The sequence below is a fragment of the Thermococcus atlanticus genome (genome assembly GCF_054657855.1).
Genome location: NZ_BAAHXX010000001.1, coordinates 389,552 through 412,721 on the forward strand (window position 1 = coordinate 389,552; position 23,170 = coordinate 412,721).

The following is a 23,170-nucleotide window of genomic DNA, read 5'->3' on the forward strand; positions in this document are numbered from 1 at the left end:
TCCCTTCTCAAATCGTGCTGAAGCATCCCCTGAGTGCAGAGAAAAATTTAAAGTCATGCCGGCCATATCTGAATTCTAAGGAGGGATGGCGATGGGTGAGCTGGACGTGATTGGAATAGGAAACCTGAATTATGATATCATCATGCTTGTGGAGAGATTTCCCGAGTTTCACGAGAAGATTCAGGCAAAAGATGCCTTTTTTGGTCTGGGAGGTGCCGCTGCCAACACCATTTCATGGCTGGCCCACATGGGGCTGAGGACGGGCTTTCTTGGCGCCGTTGGGGAGGATGAGATTGGTGAGGCCCACATAGCATACTTCAAAAAAATCGGCGTTGACACCGGCGGAATAAAGGTTGTTGGCACCCATTCGGGGATGGCTCTCGTCATGATAAAGGGGGACGACAAGAGAATAGTGAAATTTTCCGGGGCAAATGCACTCAAAGAGCCCGATTTTGGATATCTGGAGAAAGCTGGACATATCCATCTCTCCTCAAATCCTCCGGACATACTGGAGGCGGTGATAAATTTCGCCCATAAAAAGGGCATCACGGTCTCTCTGGATATAGGTGAGGCGGAGCTCCCCGGGGGGATAGAGGACAAAATTGACTACCTCCTCATGAATGAGGATGAATACAGGAGAAAATTCGGAGACCTTGACCTGAATGCCACAGGTGCGAGAAATCTTATTGTAACGCTGAACGGGGGAGGGGCGCTGGTTAGGGACGAAAACGGAGAATCCTTTGAGATCAGGGGGCTCAGCGCTGAGGTTGTGGACTCCACGGGGGCGGGAGATGCCTTTGATGCGGGGCTTATATACGGGATTATCAGGGGCTGGAATTTGAGGGATGCCTCAAAGCTCGGGATGCTCCTTGCATATCTCACCGTCCAGAAGGTCGGGGCGAGGAGTGCCATAATCCCCCTTGAGGAGATAAAACGAAAGGCCAGGGAGCTGGGTCTCAGTTTACCGTTCTAATAGCTCTTAAGGCCGAGGATTCTCGCCTGCCTCTCGCTCCATCTGTATGCCAGATAGCCGGATATGGAATAGACCAGCGATATGAGGATGAGATAGCCTATCTCTCCCAGTGCATTTGAGTATCCGAAGGCCACGACTTTTCTCACAGCCTCGCTCGTTGGAGCATAGGGCATTGCGTTGGCCAGGAGCTGGAGGGGCTTTGGCAGAATGCTCACGGGATACATTGCCCCGCTCAGGGCAAACACGAGCATCTCAAGGATATTTATGAACGGTCCGGGGTCCTTAAGATAGAGCACAATTCCGGCCGCAGTCATTCCAAGGCCTATCATCCCCACGGTTCCAATGAGGAGCACGGGAAGCCCCCTGAGAAAACCGAGGGGATTTATATGGACTCCAAAAATGAGAATGAAGAGGGGCACATAAACCGCCATATAGAGGAAAGAAAGGAGTATTCTAACCAGAACGTTGCCCAGGAAGAAGGTTATCCTCCTCATTGGCGAGGCAAATGAGTATTCGAGGGTTCCCGCATAGAGCTCATCTACAACACTCCACACAAAGCCGCTCAGGAATGTCAGACCAAAGCCGAGAACCATGAAGCCCAGGACGGCAAACGTCAGGTAGTCAGAATAGCCTGTTATCCTCTGCAGAGCGGGGGAGTTTCTCTGCCCTGTCAGACCGATCCCTATGAGCAGGGCCTGCCCAACAAAGAAGAAGCCGAGCATTATATCGCTTATCATCCACAGTCTGTAGCTCAGGAAGATTCGCCAGCTTTTAACGGCAACCCCGTACAGTGCTCTCAGCTCCTCAGTAACCACCATATCCCATCACCCGCGTTACCCTCTCTGCCCAGCGGAAGATGGCGTAACCAATCAGCCAGTAAACGAAGACTAAAAGAATGAGCCAGGTTATGGAGGGAGCAATTTCCGAATAGCTTTTCCCGATGAAGATTCCCCTTATGGCGGATACGGAGTGCGTCAGGGGGAGGATCTTTGAGAACTCCACCACTATCCCGGGCATTACCCCAAGCGGAAAGAAAATTCCGGAAAAGAAGAGCATCGAAAATTCAAAAATCTGGGCAAAAGGCCCTATATGCTTGAGCATCACCACCAGCCCTGCGAAGATGAAGCCGAAGCCAAGGAAGGCGAGGAAGGAGAGCATCAGTACCGGCAGGGACCTCAGCAGAATGGACAGTGTTATGGAAATGTGGAAAATTAGGACACCGAATGCAAAGACCACCGTCATCAGCAGGGAATCCATGATGAGCCAGCTCAGGGCAATGCCGAGGAGAAGTTCGGTAATTCTCACCGGAGCCGCTATGTTGGTCTCAAATGTGCCCCTCTGAAGCTCCCTCCTGATTCCCCAGACATATGCCTCCATGGGGGAAACGGACAGCCACCAGAGGACGTAGCCCACCAGTGCATATGTGGGATAATCCCCGATTCCCGTTGAAGATGCAAGGAGCTGGGAGTATCTCCCCCCGAGCACGGCCTGCCCGAAGAAGACGAACTGAAGAAGGAAGACAATACCAACCAGGATTGAGCTGAAAACCCTGAGGGGATAGCGGAAGAACATCCTGAACTCCTTTTCGATTACGGCAATAATGGCCATTTCAATCCCTCAGTGCCCTGCCCGTGAGCTTTATAAAAACATCTTCAAGCGTTGGCTCCTTCTGTTCAACGCTCAGAATCCTCGCACCGCTCTTTACCAGTAGCTCAACAACCTTCGGCAGATCATCTTCGTCAACCTGCCCTCTGAGCGTTACCGTTCCCCTCTCAGTGTTCTCCTTCACCACCGCGAGCTTCCATGGAAATTTCTCCAGCTTCTCGGCCGGAAAATCTCTCACCTTTATCTCAACCGCATCCTCACCCTTTACGAGCCTTTTTAGTCCCTCGGGGGTATCGAGGGCGATTATCCTGCCGTGGTCGATTATTGCAATCCTGTCGCAGAGCTCCTCAGCTTCACCCAGGTAGTGTGTTGTCAGGAGAACGGTCTTCTTCTGCTCATCAACGAGCTTTCTTATGAACTCCCTCACAAATAGAGCGCTCTGGACATCGAGGCCCAGTGTGGGCTCATCAAGAAAGAGGACTTCAGGGTCGTTTATCAGGGCTTTTGCTATGGCCAGTCTCTGCTTCATTCCCCTGGAGTAGTTCATTATCAGGTCATCCCTCCTTTCCCAGAGGCCCACGAGCTTTAAAAGCCCTTCAATCCTCTCCTTTTCCTCGCTCTTGGGAACGTAGTAAATCCTCGCAAAATACTTCAGGTTTTCATACGCCGACAGGCGCCAGTAGAGCGTCCTCTCTCCCTCGGCAACGAGGTTTATCCGTTTTCTGATTTCCCTCGCATCTCTGCGAATGTCATGACCAAGAACTGCTGCCGTCCCTCCGCTTGGCTCCAGGAGAGTTGTGAGCATCTTTATTGTGGTGGTCTTTCCGGCACCGTTGGGTCCGAGAAGGCCAAATAGCTCACCCCTCCTGACTTCAAAGCTGATTCCCCTGACAGCTTCAACCCACTGGACTTTTCTGAAGGGAAGGGGAATCTTCTTGGGATAGCTTTTTCTGAGCTCCCTAACTTCAATAGCCTTCACTCTACCACCGTTATTTTACTCGATAAAAGCCATATAAATTTTTTCACATATCGTGTTAATGGCGGGAGCATCGTTAAGTTCTTAAACTTCAGCACCTCAGAAATCCTTAAAAGATGGTAATCTAAAAAGTTTAGAACGATTGAAAACTTTTAGTCATCACTGGAGGTGGCTTCCTTGGAAATCACTCTCGACAGATTCAAACCAAAAATTACCCGGCCCTTCAGGAGGAAGAATGAGTACTGGGTCAAGCTCATAGATGAGAGCGGCGAGTATATAATGAAGTTCAAGAGCCCCCTGGAAGCTGAGGACGCTGTTTATGGTCTTCTGGACCTTCAGGTCTACGGGGGCAAGGTGAAGCTCAAAGTCAGGGAGGGGAATGTTATTGAGGACATAGAGGTTATTGAGCTTTACAAACCCTCCGCGAAGGAGCTTCTGAAGGAGTATTTCACCGATTAGTATGATGGACTTTTCTGTTCATTGTCCCCCATATTTTGACAAAAACCTATATATAACCTTAGGAACATAGAGTATTATTGAAGCACTTCAGCGCACTCAAATTAGCAGGCTGAAATGGTTCTGGAGGTTTGTTATTATGGCCAGAAGGAAGAACAAAGAACTCCTTGAGCTCGCAATGGACATTGCAGGCGAGGAAGCTGTTGAGGTAATCAAAGCTCTGGAGAAGAAAGGGGAGGCAACTGACGAGGAACTGGCCGAACTCACGGGCATCAGGGTCAACACCGTGAGGAAGATTCTGTACATATTCTACGACAACCAGCTTGCTGAGTTCAGGAGAACCAGGGACAAGGAAACCGGGTGGTACTACTATTACTGGCATCTTGAGACCAGAAGGCTGCCCGAGATACTGAGGGCAAAGAAGATGGCAGAGCTCAACAAGCTGAAGCAGATGCTCGAAGAGGAGACGAGTGAGATTTACTACCACTGCGGCACCCCGGGACATCCAAAGCTAACCTTTGATGAGGCCATGGAATACGAGTTTCAGTGCCCCATATGCGGCCAGATGCTCATGCAGTACGACAACACCGAAATCGTTGCCGAGCTGAGGAAGCGCATAGAAGAGCTTGAGGTGGAGCTCGGACTCAGGAAGAAGCCGAGAAAGAGGAGAACAAAGAAGAAAGAGTGAATGGCTGGTTTATGAACTTCGGGGATGAGAAAAATGAGCGATATTGTTATTCTGGAGAAGGTTTATGGAGACAGGAGCGGTTTTGAAAAACTCAGCAGAAAGCTGAAATCCCTAATCGGGGAGCTTGAAGTTGAATGGAAGCTTTCCGTTACAAAGAAGCAGTGGGTTAAGGTTAGCATTGGGGGAGAGGATGAGGAGATATCTGCCAACCTCATCAGGGAGGAATTCGGAGAGGTGCCCTACAAACTGAGCCGTATCAGTGAGGGGGAGACCTACAGAGGTCGCTTTACAGACCTCGGGAAGGTGGGATACGGTGCGTATGTGGATATAGGGATTTTTTCTCCGTCTCCCAAGGATGCACTCCTGCCCCTATACTACCTGAAGAGAACATTCGGCGAAATGCCCGTGAGACGCATGATAAAGGAGTTTGGATGGGTGGACTATCTTCCCGTTGAAATCCGGCTTGAAAAGGTTGAATTTGGGACAAGGAGTGTTGAGGCAGAGTTTTCAGAGAAGCAGCTGAGAACTATCAAGAAATGGCTGAGTGACGGCCACGACAAGCTGTTCATCGCAGGAACTGTGAGCGAGAGGATCGAAGAAGCGCTCATAAAGACCGGTCATGGAAGGGACGTTAAGAGACTGGAGGAGCTCGGCCTTATGGAAACCCTCCTGATCCTCAAAAAAGGAACCCATGCGCCGGGCATCATCAAGGAGATAGGCCCGCTGATAAAACCCGCCGTTATCGGGGCTGTTAAGTTTCAGGTTTGAGGGGTGAGCCTTGAGAGCATCCGCACCGGAAGCGCGGATATGAGGATGTAGTCAAAGGGGAGGAGCCGGGGATTCCACAGGGTGATGTACAGGTATATGACCAGTAGTATAACCAGAAACGGGATCTGCCCCTTTGTTTTTCTTATTCCCCCCCTGATGAAGCCGATGGAGAGGTATATTATCAGAACCAGCTGGATTGCGCTTTCTTTAAAAAGCGTCATGAGGGCTGAGACTCCATCTGCGGGAAGCTGCACCGGCAGGCTCAGGGAGAAGGGGGAGTAGAAATACACTGCCAGGATTCCAATGCCCGAAAGCAGCAGGTAGATGTAGTTCCTGACGTACCTCTTGGGAAACGCCATTATAAAGGCCGCCGGCAGGAAGAGAAACCACGGCACAAAATACACCAGTGCCACGGTGAGCAGTGCGAGCAGCAGGGTCTCGCAAAAAGCCGTGAGCCTCTGAGGATCGAAGGTGAAGTTGAGGGCAACCGCGAGGGTCAGGATAAAGATAAGAATCGGGAGGGAATATGCGTTTATTGTGGTCAGGTATGACCTGAACGTCGGGGATGCAAAGACCAGCCCCGAGAGTATGAAGCCGTATTCACGGTGCCTCTTTGGAGCGAGATAGTAGAGGAAGGAGATTATCAGGAGGATGCACGTGGCCTGGAGAATCGAAAATGCCTCCTCCGTGGGGGAGAGCAGTTTGAACCATGAGCCGACTAGCATCACGGAGGGCGCGGAAAGGCCTCCAAAATAGGCAAATTCAACACTCCTCCCGAATAGGGGGAGGGCATCTGGGCTCAGGGGAAATGGCCTTGAGTTGACCATCCACACCGCAAAGAGGAAGGCTGAGATTAGGTAGAAGATTCCGGAATAGCCGCTTCTCCCCAGTGCATAGGCGAAGATAATCACGATCAGGAGGAAGATAAGAATCTCAATCCATTTTTCTCTTGGAGTAAACCTGTACATACCCGAGAAAGCCTTCTCAGTCAGGTATATGTTGTCCTCCCTTCCGGTTATGAAGATGTATCTCCCCGCCACGATAACCATCGGCTCCAGGGATTTCTCGGGGGAAAGGTTGGTCAGGTGCCAGAGCTTTTTCATCTCGGGGTTCTCGCGCACATTGCCGACGAGCACTGTGACGTCAGTGCCCTTCTTTTTGAACCTGGAGAGCTTGCTGTCTATGTAATGTGCCCAGCTCACCGAAAACTTTGAGGTTCCGGGAATGACGGTGTAGGATGAGCCGGAGTTAAGAAAGTGATTAAAGGCATCCCTGTCAGGGTAGTAGCTCATATCCTGAGCGGATACAAGGGGAATAAAGAACATGAGCAGCAGCATAAGGGTCAACAGCTTTCTCATTGTCTCCCTCTCTGGTGGATTGTCAGGAGAAGTTAAAAATTTAATGCAGCCGGGTTTCCAGAGGATGAAAATAAAAGCGGGGGAAATCCTTATTTTCCGGCTTCTTCAATCCTCAAGCTTCGCGGTGAGCTTGTCAACTATTCCCATGATGGCCTTTGCCGCCGGTGTGTCCTCGTAGAGGACTATGGGTATCCCGGAATCGCTCGCCTCCCTCGCCTTGAGGTCAATCGGTATCTTGCCGAGGAAGTCGACGCCCTCCTTCTGGGCGAGCTTTTCACCGCCGCCTTCCCCGAAGAGGTCTATCTTGCCGCCGCAGTGGGGGCAGATGAGGTAGCTCATGTTCTCGACGACCGCTATGTAGGGAATCTCCATCTGCTTCATCATGTTCACTGCCTTCCCAGTGTCGAGCAGAGCGACCTCCTGAGGGGTTGTAACTATTATGGCAGCATCGAGCTTCAGGCTCTGCACAACCGTGAGGATTTCGTCCCCCGTCCCCGGAGGGAAATCGACTATCATGAAGTCAAGGCTGCCCCACTTCACATCGCCGAGGAGCTGCTTGATGGCCTTCGTTACGAGCGCCCCGCGCCAGATGATGGGCTGGTCTTCTCCCACGAGAAATCCCATGCTCATGACCTTTACGGGGGTGGTCTGCCCCATGAAGTCATTCACCGGCGGAATCATCTCAAAACGGCCATCTTCAAGCTTCTCTGCAAGAACCTCCGCCTTTTCGACCCCGAGCATCTTGGCTATGTTGGGGCCGTGGACATCGGCATCGAGGATACCCACAAAATAGCCTTTTCTCGCAAGGGCAGCGGCTATGTTGACGGCCACAGTGGATTTGCCGACGCCGCCCTTTCCGCTCAGGACGGCTATCTTATACTTCCATTTGGCCTGCTTCTCGTTTATTCTCTGGGTTAGGGGATCAGCGCCGAGGCCTGATATGTTAAGGGTTGGAGGAGTTTTAATCGTCATGCACACCACCTCTTTTTTAGGTAATTCTAATTCAGAGTACAGGGACGCGCTTATAAGCTTTGTCCCGAAATGTGACAGTATGGGACAGAACTGGGTATTAAATCACATCGCAATCCTCAAAAAGCATATATTTGAAAATAAACAAGACAAATCTGGGTGATTTTATGATTGTTAGGCGGATTCTCTTGACAATAATCATCATGCTGCTGGTATTTTCAATGGTCCTCCAGTTTAATGCTGCCTCAAAAACAATAAATGTTGTTGTTATCATGGTTAAAGCGGCCGAAAACAGCACCGTTGAGGAGCTTCGGAGCGCCATGGCTATTCTAGCCGATAGAATCCATGCAGTATCACCTCAAAGCAGGGTCAGGGAGGAAATCCATGGCGGGAGAATAACCCTTATAGTAGAGGATATGGAGGATAACAAAACAGCGCTCCTTAACGAGGTGGTCACGAAGAGGGGCGGGGTATACGTGGAATTTCAAGGCAGGGTTATAGCCACAAACTCCGATGTTGTGAATGTCTCAAACCCGATGATTGAGAATTTAAATGGAAAATGGATGTGGAGGATTCCCTTCAGGATATCGGATGATGCCGCATGGGGGTTCGGCAATGCTGTGAAAGGAAAAGCCGGCTATCCCGTCGATATTTTTGTTGACCCTCCGGAGAACTGTCTCATTATAATGGCTCCGGAACTGTACAGAATGATATCCTCCTCTACCTTTAATGCAATGGCCCCTGGCTCGATATCCCTTCTTGAGAGAATCCGGCTGGCTTTTAATGTTATCGCGGTTCCATATTTCCCTGAAAATGAGAGCAGGATAAAAGAGCTCGCAGAAAAGAGCAAAAAGGCTGTTCTGATAGGCATCACAGGGAGGCTGGGGGAGGAGCTGAGGATGAAGGGAATAACCGTTGTCTCATTCAACGAACCCAACGAAAACCCCTCACATCTTATCAGAAGGGCTTTGGGGCTGTTCGGCCCTTACCTTCCGAAAGCCTCGCCCTTTAGGGTGGGGATGCAGTATTCTTGAGTCTGCCTTTCAAATCACCGAAAGCCTTTTAAGTTTTGGAGTGGTAATGGACTTGGAGAGAGTCCTTTCAGGGATAGCCCTCTTGGAGGGCTTTCATCGTGTCCCCGCCAGAGCGGGGATGACGGGCATCCTTCGGGCAGTTGGAGTTTGGAGGGGGCTTTGAAGCGATAACCCCGAGCCTGCCTGCTCTGGCAGGTAGGGGTAACGGGGGGAAGACCCTCCCCGAGGGGTTCAGGGAACCCTTGAAAGGGTTCCCGATGGAGACCCCTCAAACCTCCCCGTCAATAGCGAGGGGTTGAGCTGAACCCCCGCAAAGGGGAGGAGGTCAGAGTATAGGGGAAGGTTTAACGAAAGGACGGTCCGTAAAGGACATAATGATAACGGGCTTAGCTCCCACCAGAGAAGAAGCCCTAAAGGATGGCCTTATACTGTATGCCATGTTAAGTTCCAATCCTTTACCTGTTCGGCTTGAGGTAATTTCTATCGAGCACACAACGACAGCTCCAACCCTTAAGGCCCCCAGTGGCAAAAGGATATGCGGGACTGGGAGTCTGATGCTGCTCAGCGTGTTTTTAATCCCTGTGTTCTGCAGAAACCGCCGCGGCCGGCAGTAATCAAAAATAGAAGAAGAAGCTCATGGAAGCGTAACCTCGACACCGAGAACCTTCCACATGGCCTTAATCTGGTCTTTCATGACCTGTATTGCCTCGGGCTTCTTGAAGAGGTGCTTGAATCTTCCCTGGAGCTTGAGGTACTCCTCGATGGGCTTCTTGAACTCAATTGCAACGACCTTTCCACCCTCGCGCTTGACCTTAGCGCCTCCTCCCGGGCTCTGTATCTTGATGTTGTGGAAGTCGCCGTTCTCTATCTCGAAGAGCGGCCAGACACCGGTCTCGATGGCGAGTCTTGCAATTTCAACGGTCTTCTCGGGCGGTGTCCTCCATCCCGGCACGCACGGGGCAAGAACCTGTACGAACGCCGGGCCATCGACTTTGGCGGCCTTCTTCATCTTCCTGACGAAATCGTAGGGGTTCCCTATGTTTGCGGTGGCAACGTACGGAACCAAGTGGGCTGCTGCTATAAGAGCGACCCACTTCTTGGGTTTGTCCTCACCGATTGAGTACTTGCCCGGCGGTGAGGTGGTTGTCCAGGCACCGTAGGGTGTTGAGCTTGACCTCTGGATTCCGGTGTTCATGTATGCCTCGTTGTCGTACATCAGGTAGACCACGTTGTGCCATCTTTCGAGCATCCCGCTCAGGGCCTGCATACCTATATCTGCCGTGCCTCCGTCACCGCCTATGGCCAGGATTTTGCCCTTCCTTCCGAGCTTCTTCCATGCGGCATCAACACCACTGGCCGCAGCAGCTGCGTTCTCAAATGCGACGTGTATCCATGGGGCCTTCCAGGCGGTGTAGGGGAAGACCGCGCTCACAACTTCCATACATCCCGTGGCGTGGGCAATGGCAAAAGCATCTGGATTACCGTACTTCTCCTCCATGGCCTCGCTGAAGGCCTTTGTGGCGAGCTTCATGACTATTGCGGGGCCGCATCCGGCACATGCGGCGTGACCGGGTGCCCAGTACTCGCGAGTTGTAATCGGGGGTTTTCTTACAGCCATCTTCCTCACCTCACAAAATCTCCTTCCTCAGGCCGATCCAGTGAATCTCTTCCTCAACCCCTTCACCAAGGGCCTTCTCTGCGATGTCGACAACTTCCTCAAGGTTCTCGAAGGTGACGTCCCTGCCGCCGAGGCCGATGATGAAGTCGAGAACTACCGGTCTATCCTTCTCGTTGATGAGCGCCCTGCCGACATCGGCATAAACCGCACCGCCGCTTCCAAAGCTTATGTCCTTTTCAAGGATTGCGAGAACCTTTGTCTTCTTGGCTAAAGCCCTTATCTCCTCAATCGGGAACGGCCTGTAGACGGTTATCTTTGCGGCGCCGATTCTGACGCCCTCCTCCCTCTTCTTGTCGACAAACTCCTTGACCGTTCCGGCCAGAGAACCCATTGTGACGAGGATTATCTCAGCATCATCGGTTCTGTACTCCTCGATTATGTGATACTTCCTTCCGAATTTCTTCTCGAACTCGGCGAAGACCTCCTTTATGACCTCCCTGGCGTTCTCCATTGCCTCCCATACCGTGTATCTGGCCTCCATGTAGTGTGCCGGGAATCCGAGGGCACCCTGTGTAATTGGTCTCTCCGGATCGAGATAGGCGTGCTTTGGAACGTATTCGCCGAGGAACTCGTCGACAACCTCCTGGTCGGGTATCTCGACGGGCTCGACTGTGTGCGTGAGGATGAATGCGTCGAAACCAACCATCGCCGGAAGGAGAACCCTCTCGTCCTCGGCCACCTTGAACGCGGCGAGAACAAGGTCAAGGGCTTCCTGGTTGTTTTCGGCATAGAACTGGAGCCATCCTGTGTCCCTCTCGCTTATCGTATCCTGCCAGTCATTCCAGATGTTGATCGGAGCACTTAAAGACCTGTTTCCTATGGCCATGACTATCGGGAGTCTCATTCCGGCAGCTATGAAGAGGATTTCGTGCATTAAGGCGAGACCCTGTGATGCTGTCGCTGTGAAGACCCTGACACCCGCGGCTGAAGCACCAACACATGCCGAGATGGCTGAGTGCTCGCTCTCGACCTTGATGAACTCGGCGTCCATTTCCCCATCTGCCACAAATTCGCTGATCTTCTCGGGCACGAGTGTTGACGGTGTAATCGGAAATGCCGCAACGACCTTCGGCCTTGCGAGCTTGGCAGCCCAGGCAGCGGCTTCATTACCTTTCATAACCTTTCTTATCGGCATCCATACCACCTCACTTTCACTTAGTTTCCCTAACCATGACTATGGCTTTTGTCGGGCACTCATTTGCGCAGATTCCGCAGCCCTTACAGTAGTCGTAATCAAAGACCGGGTAGTTCTCCTCGTCCAGATAGATGGCTGGCTCAGGGCAGTAAATGTAGCACAGGTAGCACCTGACGCACTTATCCCTGCTGAACTCCGGCATGAAGACTCTCCATGAACCCGTCTTGTTCACAACGCTGCTTCCCGGAATGTAGACCACTGCTCCGGGGGTCATTTTTTCACTATATTCCTTCTCAACTCTCTCAATCTCCATTTTGAACGGGCTTTCGGCCATTTCTACCACCTCATCATATGGATTCAATCAAGGTAAAATTAAATCAGCCGAAGACCTCGGCCTTCTTTTTGAGCTCTTCCCACTCCCTGAGCACCCACTCCTGAAGCACCTCTATGTCCTCCTTCGTCATGTACTTAAACCTTCCCTGCAGCTTGAGGAACTCTTCGAGCGGCTTCGGCTCCTTCTTGGTTGACGGCATGTTTATCTTGTATTTACCGTTTTCGTATTCAAAGAGCGGGAAGTAAGCCGTCTGGACGGCAAGCCTTGCGAGCTCTATTGACTTGTCCGTTGGTGAGCGCCAGCCGGTCGGGCATGGAGCGAAGAGCTGTATGAAGCTCGGGCCTTCTATCCTCTGGGCCTTCTTAAGCTTTCTCATGAAGTCCTCGGGGAAGGCCACGCTTGCCGTTGCTGCGTAGGGTATCTTGTGGGCAATGACGATGTCGATGACCTTCTTCTTGTGCCTCCTCTCAAGGAAGTGCTTCTTTCCTCCGGGTGTATTGGTTGTCCAGGCACCGTAGGGTGTTGAGCTTGACCTCTGGATTCCGGTGTTCATGTATGCCTCGTTGTCGTACATTATGTAGAGGCCGTCGTGTCCCCTCTCAAGGAATCCGCTTAAGGCCTGAAGGCCTATATCGGCTGTGCCGCCGTCACCTGCCCAGCCGATGACCATTATGCCATCCTCGCCCTTGACCTTATACCCCTTGGCCTTGAGTGCGGCCTCGATGCCGCCTATAACCGCACCGGTTGTCTCAAAGGCCGTATGGAACAGAGGGGCGTTGAAAGCTGAGTACGGCCATGGGCCTGCTATGATTGTGGAACAGCATGCTGGGATTGCAAAGATGGCTTTTTTGCCGTATGCCTTCAGGACATATCTGAGCCCAAGTGCAGCAGCACAGCCCTGGCAGGCGGTGTGGCCGGCATAAAAGTTTTCCTCAAATGGCAGGGATAACCTTCTCCTGATGTTCTCCATTTCTCTCACCTCTTCAAATGATACCACTCAACTTCCCTGTCCAGCTTCCCGGCCTCTATGATTGCCTTCATGTCCTCCGCTATCTTCCTGACGTCGCTCACCGTGAAGTCCCTTCCTCCAAGGCCGACTATGTAGTTCTTCATAACCGGATGGGCATCTGTGTTGTAGAGAACTCCTTTGGCCTCGTTGAAGAGTATGCCCTCCTGACCGAAGGAGTAGTTTCTGTCGAGGACGGCTATGCCCTCCACATGCTTTGCCAGCTCATACAGTTCTTCCTTCGGGAATGGTCTGAACCACCTGACCTTTGCAGCGCCGACCCTGTAACCCTCGCTCCTCAGAACATCGACGGCCTGCTTTACCGTCCCCATCAGGGAACCGAGCCCCATGAAGACGAAGTCAGCATCTTCCGTGCGGTAGAGCTCAATCATCCGGCTGTAGTCCCTTCCAAAGCGCTCCTCGAACTCCCTGCCAACCTCATGGATGACCTTCTTGGCGTCTTCCATGGCCTTCTGTATCTTGTAGCGGAACTCGTAGTAGTCGTTGGGGGTTCCGAGGGCGCCAACCGCTATCGGGTTGTCGAAGTCGGTCAGCGTGTAGAGGGGCTTCCTCGGCGGGAGGAACTCGTCAACGAGCTCCTGCGGAATCATCTCAACGACATCGTAGGTGTGACTCAGGATGAAGGCGCTCTCAATAATCATGGCCGGCAGATTGACGGTCTCCGCCACCTTGAACGCCATAAGGACGCCGTCGTAGACCTCCTGGTTGTTCTCGGCATAGAACTGCATCCATCCGGTGTCCCTCTGGGCGAGGCTGTCGGTCTGGTCGTCCCATACGCTCCACGGGGGAGCCATAGCCCTGTTGACATCCACCATGACCACAGGAAGCCTTGCACCGCTCGCCCAGTGGAGCATCTCGTGCATCAAAGCTAATCCCTGAGCAGAGGTGGCGGTGAAAGTCCTTGCTCCGGCCGCGCTCGCTCCTATACAGGCGGCCATAGCGGAGTGCTCGCTTTCGACGGGGACGTACTGGAGGTTTTCAACCTCTCCGTTGGCCAGAAACTCGGATATCTTCTCGATTATGCTCGTCTGCGGCGTGATTGGATAAGCGGCAACAACCTCAACACGGGCGTCCCTTGCGGCGTATGCAGCGGCATAATTACCGCTTATAACCTTTTTAATCGGCTTATACCCCACCATCTCACTTCTCCTCCTTTTCCATGGTTATTGCCTTCGTTGGACACTCGTTTGCACAGATTCCGCAGCCCTTACAGTAGTCATAGTCTATGCCAACGTAGCCATCATCCCTGATGAATATCGCCGGCTCGGGGCAGAACTTCCAGCAGATGTAGCACTTGACGCACTTTTCGTCATCAACGACCGGTATGAATGTCCTCCAGTCTCCGGTGAAGTTGATAAGCGTCGTCCCGAGGCTTATGGGGGCTTCAGGATACTCCTCAACGGATTTAAAGGCTATTTTCTTGGCGGCGCTTTTCCTTTCTCCAAATAGTGTGTTCAAATTTCTCACCTCAGCGGCTTTTAAGCAAGTTAAAGGAAAGAGAATCAAAGCTCATAGGTCTCTGTCTTCTCAAAGGCTTCTGCTGCTGCCTTGGCGTTCTTTTCACCGAGAGCTCCGGAGAAGACCCCCTGGATGGCCTTCTGGACGTGCTCAAGGGTTACAACGCCCGTGGCCTTGGCAACTGCCCCGAGAATAGCTGTGTTTGTGATCGGCAGTCCGAGAACTTCGAGGGCTATCGTTGTGGCATCGACGAGCGCCAGCTTGGCCGGTTTCTTCTTGAGCTTTTCGAGGACTTCATCCTTGCTCTTTTCTGTGTTGACGATGACAGTTCCGCCGTCCTTGAGTCCCGCGGTGACATCCACTGTGTCCAGCAGGGATGGGTCGAGGACAACGACGACATCCGGCTCGTAAATCTGGGTCTTTATCCTGATGGGTTTTTCATCTATCCTTGTAAATGCTGTAACTGGAGCACCTCTTCTTTCAACCCCGAAAAACGGGAATGCCTGAACATATTTTCCTTCGAGGAATGCTGCTGAAGCCAGTATGTTTGCGGCGGTAACCGCACCCTGTCCACCTCTACCGTGAAAACGAATCTCTATCATTTTCCTGCCTCCCAAACTTTTTCAGTTATTGTTCCCCAAATGCATTTATTTGCCTTTCGGTATAAGGTGAAGGAAGTCTCGGCAGGTGTCTTTGGGTAGGAATGGACTCAATTAGTTTTCGATGCTTAAACCCGGACATCATTTCTCGAAAATTTTTCCCGAAAATTTTTAAATGAATCCTCGCCTATATAGCTCTATATAATCTATAGAGGTGGTGGCATGGAGGTTCTTGCGGTAACAGCGGTGGCAATAGCATTCTACATTGCATGGAACATAGGTTCCAATGATTCGGCAAACGCCATGGGAACGGCAGTTGGTGCAGGGGTGCTGAGCTTCCGCCAGGCCACCCTCACCATAGCCATATTCGTCCTCATGGGGGCATACCTCAGGGGCTACAAGGTCATGAAGACCGTGGGAAGGGGAATCGTCCCTGAGGGTTATCTAACGCTGGAGATGGCGATAATAGCCCTCCTGGCCGCTGGAATCTGGGTAACGATAGCCACGGTGAAAGGTCTCCCAGTTTCAACGACGCAGGCGATTATAGGCGGTGTGGTTGGTGTTGGTCTGGCAATACATGCCCCTGTAAACTGGAGGACTCTGGGAAAAATAGCCGGGGCATGGGTTCTCTCTCCAATAATAGCCGGTATTCTGGCCATGCTTCTCTACCGGTTCTATGGCTACATAATCGGGAGAATGAGGAGTATCAGCATGATCGAGCTCCTGTATAAATGGCTGGCTGTCCTGGGAGGAGCTTACATGGCGTTCAACTTTGGAACAAACGAGGTCGCAAATGCCTCCGGCCCCTTAGTGGGAGCGGGCTTTGTGGGGCCAAAAATTGCCGGGATATTCGTGGCAACGGCGCTCTCGGTGGGGGCTCTGACATTCAGCTATGCGGTCATGCACACCGTGGGGAAGAAAATAACAGCCCTCGGCCCGACATCTGCCTTCGCCGCCCAGTTCGGCTCCGCAATGGCCGTCAGCCTTGCAAATGTTTTGGGCCTGCCTGTTAGCTCAAGTCAGGCCATTGTCGGAGGTGTCATAGGTGTTGGTATAGCCGCAGGCGAACACGTGAATAAATCCGTGATTAAGGATGTTATCTTCGGATGGGTTGCGACGCCGACGACGGCCATAATTATATCCCTCGTGATATTCAAGGGGTTTTCTTTGGTGGGGATGATTTAAGTGCTTTTTAATTTAGATACAGATTTTTGAGTATGGTGTTTGGGTGTTTTATCTTTAAGTTCCAGGTTTTCTTTGTGGTTATTTTGAGTTTTATGGTTTTGTTTTTGGTTTTGAGGTATAGTTGGTTGTTTTTGAGTTTGAGGGTTTGGATTTCCTCGTGGGGGTTAAAGCACTCGTGAGATTTCAGTGTTGAAGTGAAGACGCAGGCTTTAGAATCATAAGCGAGGGCAAGGTAATTCTCGTTAGCCTGCATTAAAACCCTCCCATTCAAACTCACCCCAACCCTCCTAACGAGCTTACCCCCTTCAAAAAGCACCACACTCCCCCTCACGGCCACGTAAACCCTGTCCCCATGTCAGAGTCCTAAAATCCTGTATGCTTTTACCTTCCCACCAACCTGTAAGTAAACAGTGTTCCCGTAAATTCTAACTGCCTGCGGTTCTTCCTTCAGGCTTTTGCAGGCTATTTTCTTTAAGCTGCTGGTGAGGACGCATAAGCCGTTTTTCTCCTTTCCCTCCACGTTGGCGAATGAGTATGCAACAGCAACATATCTTTCACTCACATCCAGCTTGAGTTTAGCTCCAACCGTTATGCCCCAGATGCTGTCAAAGTAAGCCCTCCTCACCTCAGACCCTTCAACAAGATAAACGTGCCCCGTTGAAGTTGCTAGGTATATTTTACCACCAAGGAATTTAACAGCCCCCACAGTTGCCCCATGCTTCTCCTGAAGGCAGATTTTCCTACTGAGCGCACCAGTCTTCAAATCAACCCAGTAAAGACAGGGTTTCACATTTAATTCCTCATTCCCCTGCTTGAGGAATAGCAGAGTGCCATTGGAATAGAACAGGGGGGACAAGAGGCCTTTAAACTTGGTTTTCCAGAGCTCTTTTAGATCTTTTGTTATGAAGACTGCATAAGTGTCTGTTCCCGGATCCCCAGGATACATGGCATAAAGGAGCCCTCCGTTGGGAAAACATAGGGATGAGGCTTTTTGACCGTAAAATGTGTAGTTTAAGGTCTTATTCACACCGCTTATATCGAAGGTCACAGTTATAGAGCCCTTTGTAACCTGCACTTTGAAAGGACATTCATGGCGGGGAAGATATGATGAGACTGCTGAACTGTTGGAATAACCAGTTTTTTCCGGATTCATTTCTATCAGAACACCTCTGAAAGAAAAATACAAAACCAAAGCAACTAAAAGCAAAACCACTAAAATCTTCTTCCGACTCATGACTTCTCCCCCCAACTGAATTTGATTATCCACTTCCAACCGCATTGGCTACCATATTCGCTCCTTGTACATACTACAAAGTTTTGAGACTTTGATTCATCAGGTGCAAAGCACCACCCCCAAGCAGGAACCATCAAAAACACTATATACAACCCAATATATAATACTTTCCATCGTCACAGTCAAGCATTACAAACAAAACACAAATGCACACATCCAGCACAAAACAAACCAAAAACAACAAGTAAAAAACAATTACTCAAACTCCATTTTGAAACTATTCTCAGCTGAAATCCTCTCTACCTCAACCCCCAGCCTCGTCAGCTCCTTTATCATTCCGGTCTGCACAAAGGCCTCAATCCTCGTCCTCTCACCGTACTCCACTTCCAGGATTTCGCCGATGGAGTTCAGGAGGGCCATTACCTGGGGAATCTTCTCCTTTTCAGGGATTACTATCTCAAAGAGCCTGTATTTTGGAAGTGTTAAAATTACCCTCTCAAGGGCGGAGTGGAGCTCGTCCAGCAGGGAAAGCCTGGCCGATATAGAGACTGTATCAAAAAGGTTTATTCCCCTTTCGTCTGCTAAAGCAGCCACCCTCCTCCTTTTGTCCTCGATATCCTCCCTTTCCGTGAGATCCATCTTATTCAGCACGGCTATAAGGGGCTTGTCCAGGGTTTTTAACTCCCTGAGGACCCTCAGAGACGCCAGAAACTTCCTTCTGAGTTCGCTCCACGGCTCGCTGGCATCCAGAACAAGGAGGATTACATCGGCTTTGACTATCTCCTCAAGCGTTGAGTGGAAGGCTTCAACTATAAAAGGCGGCAGGTTGTCTATGAATCCGACGGTATCGGTCAGAAGAACCTTCTTCCCGCCGAGCTTAAACCTCCTCGTCGTCGTGGCCAGCGTCGTGAACATCTGGTCTCTGACCTCTATCTCCTCTCCTGCAAGGGCGTTCAGCAGGGTGGATTTCCCGGCATTTGTGTATCCTGCCAGGGCAATGAGGATGAATCCGACCTCCTCCCTTCTCTTCCTCTTGACCTCCCTGTCCTCCCTTACTCTTTCAAGCTCCCGTCTTATGCGGCCCATTCTGTAGCGGATGTGTTTGAGGTACTGCTGGGTCTGATACTCCCCCATCCCCTTAAAGCCTGCCCTGTCTCCCATCTTTATCCTTCTGATGGCCTCCTTGACATGGGGGAGCTGATACTGGAGGTTTGCCAGCTCCACCTGAAGCTTTGCCTCTTTTGAATGTGCCCTCTGCTCGAAAATCTCAAGCACAAGCTGCCATTTATCGATTACATCTATCCCCAGTTCCTTCGTCAGGTTATATGCCTGTGATGGTGTGAGCTTGTTTGCGAATATTAGCTTATCAGGATGAAGTTCCAGTACGAGCCTTCTAATCTCATCCAGCTTTCCAGGGCCTATGTTGAACTTCGGGTGCTCTTCCCTGGCCTGTTCAATGATAGCAAGAACCTCATATCCCGCACTCTTCAGCAGCTCCTCAAATTCCCCCCTGCTGAGCTTTCTTTTTGGAGGGTGTCTTATTATCCCTATGGCCTTCATCGTGAGGGCATTAATGTTTGCCTTTAATATCCTTATGGTTGACAACCGGATGTTTAGGATAGAGCTTTAAACCCGGAGAGCAACTTTCTATCGGTGGTTCCCTTGGAGTATGACGAAGTTGAGGTTAAAATTAGGGAAATTGAGGAGCTCCTTGAAAGGCTCGGAAAACAGCACCCGAAGGAGATATCTGCCTTCTCAAGATTCCTCCGGGAAACCCTTGACAACAAGGCTCTAACGACGAGGGAGAAGGAGCTCATAGCGGTTGCCCTGGGAATAGCCGCCGGCTGTGAGTGGTGCATATACCTCCATACCCAGAAAGCCCTCGCGGCTGGTGCGACGAAGGAAGAGCTTGTTGAAGCGGGGCTCGTCGCAGTTCTAATGGGAGGCGGCCCGTCGCTGATGCATCTCATACCCCTCATGAAGGCAATAGAGGCGTTTGAGAAGGAGCATGGGGAATGAGGTAAAGGTGGAGATCAAGCCCCTCCAAGCTTGATAATTGCCTCCGCTATGTCTCCTTTTGTTTCTTCCAGGCTTTTTTTCGCGGTCTCATAATCGGCACCCGTCTGCTCCATGACGAGCCGGATGTCCTCTTCAGGTATCCTCAGCACTTCCCTTATCTCCTCCTCGCCGACTATCTGGTAGCTCCTCTCCCCGTGTGCGGTTATAACCGTAACGGCAGGCTCTCTGATCACTATCTCTCTGTCTTCCAGCCGGATTATGACCTCCTCAACCCCATCAAGCTCCTCCATCTTTATTCCCATCTGGCGCATGAGCTTCTTCATCTGCCTCGGATTCATTCCCATCATTTCTATCACCACAAGGGAGTTCAGGACAGGATTTTAAAAATGTTGGGAAGGCTCTGTCGGGATAGGCTCAATAATGGGTCAAAAGGGGCAGGCACACTCCGGCCAGTATTGGGCTTAGGGCTAAGCCTAAACTTAAACCTGAGATTAAGCTTAAATACTCAGGCAGCTTGGAATTTTATGGGGTGGCAGGATGCCGTTCGTTCCCCAGGGGAATGTGAGCGATAAAGGCCTGCTGGCGGCCATTATCGGGATGATTGTTTTTTACGGTGCTATGCGTGTCTATGCCAGGTTCATGGATGCATATATCCGCAGGAAGGAAAGGGAGCTCAGGGAGGAACTAAAAGAGGAAGAAGAGATGGGAGATGTTTACTGATTCTCTTTCTCCAGGAACTTCGAGGTCTCCTCATTCGTCTTCATTATCTTTGCCCTGTACTCCTCGTACTTCTTTCTGGCCTCTTCGGCCTTCTCTTTCTCGCCCAGATAGGCGTATGCCTCGGCAACATGCTTCCACCACATGGGGTCTTCTTCAGCTTCCTTCAGGCAGTACTCGAGGAACTTTCCGTAAGCTTCCCTCGCGAGCTCCTCCCTGCCGAGTTTGCGCGCTATGTTGCCGACGTCCTCCCAGAATACCCCTTCCTCTTCAGCTTCCTTCTGATAGTACTCCAGGGCTTTTTCCCAGGCTTCCTTCGCCTTCTCTTCGTTGCCCAACTCCGCATAAAGCTTCGCAACATCCTCCCAGAACCAGGGCTCCTCCTCGGCGTAGCGCTCTAAAGCTTTAGCGGCCCTCTCCATGTTTCCGGCCTTCTTCCAGTACTCGTGGGCCTCCTTGAGGTAGTAGGTGTCCTTCTCCTTCTCATAGAGAGCCTCGTAGATCTCGGCTGCCTTTTCGTACTTCTCGGCCTTCTCGTAGGCCCATGCTGCACTCTCCATCCAGCCGAGCTTTTCATACATCTCTGCGGCTTTGAGGTAGTTTCCGGCCTTCTCGTACTTTCTGGCTGCGGCTTTGTATTTTCCTGCCTTCTCAAGGCTTTCCGCCGAGCGGAAGCGGTCGGTTATGCTCAGGTCGGGCTCGCTTATGTACCAGATGCCGAAGGCAAGAATGGCCACAAAGAAAATTATTATCGCAAGGATGCAGTGAAGGTTCTGCCACGTTATGCTCAAATACGTTCCGTAGCCGCTTATAAGGGTGAATACGGCAAGTATAATTCCATACTTCCAGCTCTCGGCATAGAGCGTGAGCCCCGTAAAGAACAGCAGCATCAGTGTTACACCGAGAAATCCAAGGCTCAGAACAACCCTTACGAGCATTCCAAAGCCCCATCTGTAAATTATGGCAGCGGCTATCCCGAGGACAATGATCAAAAACCCGATGATGTATGCCTTTATCCTGTCCATTTTTCCACCCCCTCCAACTCAAGCAGGAATTTTTTGTACTCCATTTTCGGCGTGTAAAACCCCATGCCTTCGGATGAAACCACCCTGTGACACGGAACCACTATGGGATACGGGTTCCGCTTCATGGCCCCGCCTATGGCTCTCGGTGAGGTTCCGGCAAGTCCGGCCAATTCACCGTAAGTTATCACGCTTCCTCTTTTAACATTTTTTGTGAGTATTTCATAAACTTTCCGCTCGAAAGGCGTTACTCCCCTGAAGCTGAGGTATTTCATGGCCTCCTCGTTGTCCCGTTTTCCAACCGTGACGTCATGTACGAGTTTTGTAAACGGGGACTTTTCCACCTCCAGATTTACCTTAATACCTCTTTTAGCCAGAAAACCTGCCAGCGAGGTTATCCTCTCCTCCAGATAACCCCTGCCATCCAGGGAAAATGTTATTCCGTTGATTCTGTCCCCGGAAATGACCGCAATCCACATCGCCCTGCCGGAAATATCAAACCTCTCCACGCTCAGCATTTTTACACCTTCTCAGCTCTTCTACAGCTTTTCTGAGAGGGCCTGCGATGGAATGGGCCTCCCTTCCGTAGAGAAACGACCTTCCAATGAGCCGTCTGAATATGGTTTTAAAATATCTCCTCCTCACAGGGTCTTTTGGATATTCGAGGACCTCAAGGAGCTCCCCCCAGATCGCCACCACGGCATCCTTCTCCCTCCATGTGGCAGGCTCCAGAGAGCGTCTGACTTCGGAGGTTTTCTCCTCATACAGCTCATAGAGCACAACGGCCACCGCATGGCTCAGGTTCATGGTGGGATATGCCTCACTGGCCGGAATCCTAACGGTCAGATCCATAAGTTCAAGCTCCTCATTCTCAAGCCCCCTGCTCTCCCTCCCGAAGAAAAGTCCCACCTTTCCGGGATATTCCTCAAGCTTTTGTTTCAGTTCTCTCGGGGTAATCGGGGCCCTCTCTGCAATGTACTTCTTTCCGGCGATGGCTGTGGTGCCGACGGCCAGGTCGACCGCCGCCAGAGCATCTTCAAGGCTCTCTACGATTTTCGCCGCCTCAAGGACGTCCCGGGCGTGCATTGCAAACTTATATGCCTCACCCCTGATTTCCGGAGGGTTGACGAGTATAAGCTCCCCCACACCAAAGTTTTTCATGGCCCTTGCGACGAATCCGATGTTCATCTGATACTCCGGTTCTACAAGGATCACCACGGGCTTCATCTTTATCGGAAAAGATTTAAGGCGGGGGATTAAAATGCTTGCGGTGGGAGAATGAAACGCGGACTGCTTCTATACTCTTCAGCTTTTGTAATCTCGCTTTACATGGTGGTGGGGGTTATAATGGTGCTCTTAACCGGGGAGGCGATTGTTCTGGGCAGGAACGCGAGCGGTAATGCCATGCTCTTAGAGGTGCCTTTACTCGTACTGCCCCTCCTCTCAATTCTGTTTTTCAGGAGGAAGGCGAGGTTTTTCTCAGGCCTTTCACTATTCTCAGCATTTTCCCTGGCGCTGTTCCAGAGGGCTGATATTGCGGCGTCGCCGCTGTTCCTTGCAGGGCTCGCCCTTTCATTCCTCGCTCTCATAGCAGGATTCCCGAGGGAAAAGCAGCAGGTTAGCCTGAACGAGAGAACAGCGAATGCCATTCTGAGCACTGCCACGGTTGCGGTCATGGTCAGGGCATGGAGCTTTGCATGGCCCGCTGAACTGAAGCTGCCGGTGTTTCTTATGGGGTCTGTGGGCGTTCTGCTGCTTCTCTTCAGAAATAGGGTTGTGTCGAGTGGTGGCATTCCTCTCCTGGTGTTCTTTTACTGCTCGGCAGCATACACGCTCTATGCCTCGAACCTGACGAGCTGGAGGATTTTCTGGGGGTTTTCGATGGTTCTGCTTGCATACTCCCTACTCCCGCTGAGGAAGCTCCTGAGGTGATAT

The 23,170-nt window shown here is 51.2% G+C and carries 28 protein-coding genes; 10 read left to right on the forward strand and 18 right to left on the reverse strand.

Features of this window, described 5'->3' with window-relative positions:
• Positions 1–91: 91 nt before the first annotated feature.
• Positions 92–973, forward strand: coding sequence for an ADP-dependent ribose-1-phosphate kinase (locus tag ACYQ27_RS02115; RefSeq protein WP_456453757.1), 882 nt, complete (start codon positions 92–94; stop codon positions 971–973).
• Here the strand turns inward: ACYQ27_RS02115 and ACYQ27_RS02120 are convergent.
• The 3 genes from ACYQ27_RS02120 to ACYQ27_RS02130 are packed head-to-tail and all read right to left on the reverse strand — an operon-like array spanning position 970 to position 3,557.
• On the reverse strand, positions 970–1,791 hold the full coding sequence (locus ACYQ27_RS02120) for an ABC transporter permease (protein WP_456453742.1): 822 nt from the start codon (positions 1,789–1,791) through the stop codon (positions 970–972). The two genes, ACYQ27_RS02115 and ACYQ27_RS02120, sit on opposite strands and share 4 nt — an antisense overlap.
• A complete protein-coding gene (locus ACYQ27_RS02125; protein WP_456453741.1) occupies positions 1,778–2,581 on the reverse strand; it encodes an ABC transporter permease in 804 nt (267 codons plus the stop codon). The genes ACYQ27_RS02120 and ACYQ27_RS02125 overlap by 14 nt, the downstream gene beginning before the upstream one ends.
• Before the next feature lies 1 nt (position 2,582).
• Positions 2,583–3,557: an ABC transporter ATP-binding protein gene (locus ACYQ27_RS02130; protein WP_456453740.1), complete on the reverse strand. Its 975-nt coding sequence runs from the start codon at positions 3,555–3,557 to the stop codon at positions 2,583–2,585.
• A gap of 174 nt (positions 3,558–3,731) precedes the next feature.
• Here ACYQ27_RS02130 and ACYQ27_RS02135 point away from each other — a divergent pair, with 174 nt between their 5' ends.
• From ACYQ27_RS02135 to ACYQ27_RS02145, 3 genes are all read left to right on the forward strand, one after another.
• The gene (locus ACYQ27_RS02135) at positions 3,732–4,013 is read left to right on the forward strand and encodes a hypothetical protein (RefSeq protein WP_456396833.1); all 282 of its coding nucleotides are present in this window, start codon (positions 3,732–3,734) and stop codon (positions 4,011–4,013) included.
• 136 nt (positions 4,014–4,149) lie between these two features.
• The gene (gene tfe / locus ACYQ27_RS02140) at positions 4,150–4,698 is read left to right on the forward strand and encodes a transcription factor E (RefSeq protein WP_456396832.1); all 549 of its coding nucleotides are present in this window, start codon (positions 4,150–4,152) and stop codon (positions 4,696–4,698) included.
• Positions 4,699–4,731: 33 nt separating this feature from the next.
• Positions 4,732–5,466 carry a DUF2110 family protein gene (locus tag ACYQ27_RS02145; RefSeq protein ID WP_456396831.1) on the forward strand — a complete coding sequence of 245 codons (735 nt, stop codon included), beginning with the start codon at positions 4,732–4,734 and terminating at the stop codon, positions 5,464–5,466.
• Here the strand turns inward: ACYQ27_RS02145 and ACYQ27_RS02150 are convergent.
• Together ACYQ27_RS02150 and ACYQ27_RS02155 are read right to left on the reverse strand one after the other, a co-directional pair.
• Positions 5,457–6,824, reverse strand: a complete 1,368-nt coding sequence (locus tag ACYQ27_RS02150) for a hypothetical protein (RefSeq protein WP_456396830.1) — start codon at positions 6,822–6,824, stop codon at positions 5,457–5,459. The genes ACYQ27_RS02145 and ACYQ27_RS02150 overlap by 10 nt on opposite strands.
• Positions 6,825–6,929: 105 nt before the next feature.
• Positions 6,930–7,796 carry an Mrp/NBP35 family ATP-binding protein gene (locus tag ACYQ27_RS02155; protein ID WP_456396829.1) on the reverse strand — a complete coding sequence of 289 codons (867 nt, stop codon included), beginning with the start codon at positions 7,794–7,796 and terminating at the stop codon, positions 6,930–6,932.
• Between the two features lie 164 nt (positions 7,797–7,960).
• Here ACYQ27_RS02155 and ACYQ27_RS02160 point away from each other — a divergent pair, with 164 nt between their 5' ends.
• Together ACYQ27_RS02160 and ACYQ27_RS02165 are read left to right on the forward strand one after the other, a co-directional pair.
• The gene (locus ACYQ27_RS02160; protein ID WP_460040920.1) at positions 7,961–8,827 is read left to right on the forward strand and encodes a preprotein translocase subunit SecD family protein; all 867 of its coding nucleotides are present in this window, start codon (positions 7,961–7,963) and stop codon (positions 8,825–8,827) included.
• Positions 8,828–8,867: 40 nt separating this feature from the next.
• Positions 8,868–8,990: a hypothetical protein gene (locus ACYQ27_RS02165; protein WP_460040921.1), complete on the forward strand. Its 123-nt coding sequence runs from the start codon at positions 8,868–8,870 to the stop codon at positions 8,988–8,990.
• Between the two features lie 471 nt (positions 8,991–9,461).
• Here the strand turns inward: ACYQ27_RS02165 and porB are convergent, their stop codons facing one another.
• Genes porB through ACYQ27_RS02200 form a run of 7 tightly spaced genes read right to left on the reverse strand, consistent with a single transcriptional unit; the run spans position 9,462 to position 15,061 of the window.
• On the reverse strand, positions 9,462–10,445 hold the full coding sequence (gene porB / locus ACYQ27_RS02170; protein WP_456453877.1) for a pyruvate synthase subunit PorB: 984 nt from the start codon (positions 10,443–10,445) through the stop codon (positions 9,462–9,464).
• Positions 10,446–10,455: 10 nt separating this feature from the next.
• The gene (gene porA / locus ACYQ27_RS02175) at positions 10,456–11,640 is read right to left on the reverse strand and encodes a pyruvate synthase subunit PorA (protein WP_456453876.1); all 1,185 of its coding nucleotides are present in this window, start codon (positions 11,638–11,640) and stop codon (positions 10,456–10,458) included.
• Between the two features lie 16 nt (positions 11,641–11,656).
• Entirely contained in the window at positions 11,657–11,974 is a 318-nt protein-coding gene (gene porD / locus ACYQ27_RS02180; protein ID WP_456453875.1) for a pyruvate synthase subunit PorD, read from the reverse strand.
• A gap of 43 nt (positions 11,975–12,017) precedes the next feature.
• Positions 12,018–12,944: a 3-methyl-2-oxobutanoate dehydrogenase subunit beta gene (locus ACYQ27_RS02185; protein ID WP_456453874.1), complete on the reverse strand. Its 927-nt coding sequence runs from the start codon at positions 12,942–12,944 to the stop codon at positions 12,018–12,020.
• A gap of 5 nt (positions 12,945–12,949) precedes the next feature.
• Positions 12,950–14,137 carry a pyruvate ferredoxin oxidoreductase gene (porA, locus tag ACYQ27_RS02190; protein WP_460041765.1) on the reverse strand — a complete coding sequence of 396 codons (1,188 nt, stop codon included), beginning with the start codon at positions 14,135–14,137 and terminating at the stop codon, positions 12,950–12,952.
• A 4-nt stretch (positions 14,138–14,141) separates the two neighbouring features.
• The gene (locus ACYQ27_RS02195) at positions 14,142–14,459 is read right to left on the reverse strand and encodes a 3-methyl-2-oxobutanoate dehydrogenase subunit delta (RefSeq protein WP_456453873.1); all 318 of its coding nucleotides are present in this window, start codon (positions 14,457–14,459) and stop codon (positions 14,142–14,144) included.
• Between the two features lie 44 nt (positions 14,460–14,503).
• Entirely contained in the window at positions 14,504–15,061 is a 558-nt protein-coding gene (locus tag ACYQ27_RS02200) for a pyruvate/ketoisovalerate ferredoxin oxidoreductase subunit gamma (RefSeq protein WP_456396821.1), read from the reverse strand.
• A 219-nt stretch (positions 15,062–15,280) separates the two neighbouring features.
• Here ACYQ27_RS02200 and ACYQ27_RS02205 point away from each other — a divergent pair, with 219 nt between their 5' ends.
• Positions 15,281–16,243: an inorganic phosphate transporter gene (locus ACYQ27_RS02205; protein ID WP_456453872.1), complete on the forward strand. Its 963-nt coding sequence runs from the start codon at positions 15,281–15,283 to the stop codon at positions 16,241–16,243.
• Between the two features lie 355 nt (positions 16,244–16,598).
• On the opposite strand, the gene ACYQ27_RS02210 is transcribed toward ACYQ27_RS02205, so the two are convergent.
• Together ACYQ27_RS02210 and hflX are read right to left on the reverse strand one after the other, a co-directional pair.
• Positions 16,599–17,477 (reverse strand): hypothetical protein, encoded by an 879-nt coding sequence (locus tag ACYQ27_RS02210; RefSeq protein WP_460040922.1) that lies wholly within the window; start codon positions 17,475–17,477, stop codon positions 16,599–16,601.
• A gap of 255 nt (positions 17,478–17,732) precedes the next feature.
• Positions 17,733–19,037 (reverse strand): GTPase HflX, encoded by a 1,305-nt coding sequence (gene hflX, locus ACYQ27_RS02215; protein WP_456453418.1) that lies wholly within the window; start codon positions 19,035–19,037, stop codon positions 17,733–17,735.
• A 93-nt stretch (positions 19,038–19,130) separates the two neighbouring features.
• On the opposite strand from hflX, the gene ACYQ27_RS02220 reads away from it, so the two are divergent.
• Positions 19,131–19,496 carry a carboxymuconolactone decarboxylase family protein gene (locus ACYQ27_RS02220; protein ID WP_456453417.1) on the forward strand — a complete coding sequence of 122 codons (366 nt, stop codon included), beginning with the start codon at positions 19,131–19,133 and terminating at the stop codon, positions 19,494–19,496.
• A 14-nt stretch (positions 19,497–19,510) separates the two neighbouring features.
• Here the strand turns inward: ACYQ27_RS02220 and ACYQ27_RS02225 are convergent, their stop codons facing one another.
• Positions 19,511–19,843 carry a nascent polypeptide-associated complex protein gene (locus ACYQ27_RS02225; RefSeq protein WP_456396640.1) on the reverse strand — a complete coding sequence of 111 codons (333 nt, stop codon included), beginning with the start codon at positions 19,841–19,843 and terminating at the stop codon, positions 19,511–19,513.
• A gap of 190 nt (positions 19,844–20,033) precedes the next feature.
• On the opposite strand from ACYQ27_RS02225, the gene ACYQ27_RS02230 reads away from it, so the two are divergent.
• Positions 20,034–20,216 carry a hypothetical protein gene (locus ACYQ27_RS02230; protein ID WP_456396610.1) on the forward strand — a complete coding sequence of 61 codons (183 nt, stop codon included), beginning with the start codon at positions 20,034–20,036 and terminating at the stop codon, positions 20,214–20,216.
• Here ACYQ27_RS02230 and ACYQ27_RS02235 read toward each other — a convergent pair.
• The 3 genes from ACYQ27_RS02235 to ACYQ27_RS02245 are packed head-to-tail and all read right to left on the reverse strand — an operon-like array spanning position 20,210 to position 22,462.
• Entirely contained in the window at positions 20,210–21,238 is a 1,029-nt protein-coding gene (locus ACYQ27_RS02235; RefSeq protein WP_456453416.1) for a GlcNAc transferase, read from the reverse strand. The genes ACYQ27_RS02230 and ACYQ27_RS02235 overlap by 7 nt on opposite strands.
• Positions 21,226–21,753, reverse strand: coding sequence for a methylated-DNA--protein-cysteine methyltransferase (gene otg, locus ACYQ27_RS02240; RefSeq protein WP_456453415.1), 528 nt, complete (start codon positions 21,751–21,753; stop codon positions 21,226–21,228). The genes ACYQ27_RS02235 and otg overlap by 13 nt, the downstream gene beginning before the upstream one ends.
• A complete protein-coding gene (locus tag ACYQ27_RS02245; RefSeq protein WP_456453414.1) occupies positions 21,731–22,462 on the reverse strand; it encodes an RNA methyltransferase in 732 nt (243 codons plus the stop codon). Before ACYQ27_RS02245 ends, otg begins: the two co-directional genes overlap by 23 nt.
• Positions 22,463–22,513: 51 nt before the next feature.
• Between ACYQ27_RS02245 and ACYQ27_RS02250 the strand changes: the two genes are divergently transcribed.
• Positions 22,514–23,167 (forward strand): hypothetical protein, encoded by a 654-nt coding sequence (locus ACYQ27_RS02250; RefSeq protein WP_456396622.1) that lies wholly within the window; start codon positions 22,514–22,516, stop codon positions 23,165–23,167.
• Positions 23,168–23,170: the final 3 nt, after the last annotated feature.

Coding starts and splice junctions, on each gene's coding strand:
- ACYQ27_RS02160 (WP_460040920.1), top strand. CDS start 7,961: ATGATTGTTAGGCGGATTCTCTTGACAATAATCATCATGCTGCTGGTA.
- ACYQ27_RS02150 (WP_456396830.1), bottom strand. CDS start 6,824: ATGAGAAAGCTGTTGACCCTTATGCTGCTGCTCATGTTCTTTATTCCC.
- otg (WP_456453415.1), bottom strand. CDS start 21,753: ATGCTGAGCGTGGAGAGGTTTGATATTTCCGGCAGGGCGATGTGGATT.
- porB (WP_456453877.1), bottom strand. CDS start 10,445: ATGGCTGTAAGAAAACCCCCGATTACAACTCGCGAGTACTGGGCACCC.
- ACYQ27_RS02185 (WP_456453874.1), bottom strand. CDS start 12,944: ATGGAGAACATCAGGAGAAGGTTATCCCTGCCATTTGAGGAAAACTTT.
- porD (WP_456453875.1), bottom strand. CDS start 11,974: ATGGCCGAAAGCCCGTTCAAAATGGAGATTGAGAGAGTTGAGAAGGAA.
- ACYQ27_RS02155 (WP_456396829.1), bottom strand. CDS start 7,796: ATGACGATTAAAACTCCTCCAACCCTTAACATATCAGGCCTCGGCGCT.
- ACYQ27_RS02225 (WP_456396640.1), bottom strand. CDS start 19,843: ATGATGGGAATGAATCCGAGGCAGATGAAGAAGCTCATGCGCCAGATG.
- porA (WP_456453876.1), bottom strand. CDS start 11,640: ATGCCGATAAGAAAGGTTATGAAAGGTAATGAAGCCGCTGCCTGGGCT.
- tfe (WP_456396832.1), top strand. CDS start 4,150: ATGGCCAGAAGGAAGAACAAAGAACTCCTTGAGCTCGCAATGGACATT.
- ACYQ27_RS02210 (WP_460040922.1), bottom strand. CDS start 17,477: ATGAGTCGGAAGAAGATTTTAGTGGTTTTGCTTTTAGTTGCTTTGGTT.
- hflX (WP_456453418.1), bottom strand. CDS start 19,037: ATGAAGGCCATAGGGATAATAAGACACCCTCCAAAAAGAAAGCTCAGC.
- ACYQ27_RS02200 (WP_456396821.1), bottom strand. CDS start 15,061: ATGATAGAGATTCGTTTTCACGGTAGAGGTGGACAGGGTGCGGTTACC.
- ACYQ27_RS02115 (WP_456453757.1), top strand. CDS start 92: ATGGGTGAGCTGGACGTGATTGGAATAGGAAACCTGAATTATGATATC.
- ACYQ27_RS02145 (WP_456396831.1), top strand. CDS start 4,732: ATGAGCGATATTGTTATTCTGGAGAAGGTTTATGGAGACAGGAGCGGT.
- ACYQ27_RS02230 (WP_456396610.1), top strand. CDS start 20,034: ATGCCGTTCGTTCCCCAGGGGAATGTGAGCGATAAAGGCCTGCTGGCG.
- ACYQ27_RS02205 (WP_456453872.1), top strand. CDS start 15,281: ATGGAGGTTCTTGCGGTAACAGCGGTGGCAATAGCATTCTACATTGCA.
- ACYQ27_RS02120 (WP_456453742.1), bottom strand. CDS start 1,791: ATGGTGGTTACTGAGGAGCTGAGAGCACTGTACGGGGTTGCCGTTAAA.
- ACYQ27_RS02245 (WP_456453414.1), bottom strand. CDS start 22,462: ATGAAGCCCGTGGTGATCCTTGTAGAACCGGAGTATCAGATGAACATC.
- ACYQ27_RS02125 (WP_456453741.1), bottom strand. CDS start 2,581: ATGGCCATTATTGCCGTAATCGAAAAGGAGTTCAGGATGTTCTTCCGC.
- ACYQ27_RS02250 (WP_456396622.1), top strand. CDS start 22,514: ATGAAACGCGGACTGCTTCTATACTCTTCAGCTTTTGTAATCTCGCTT.
- ACYQ27_RS02235 (WP_456453416.1), bottom strand. CDS start 21,238: ATGGACAGGATAAAGGCATACATCATCGGGTTTTTGATCATTGTCCTC.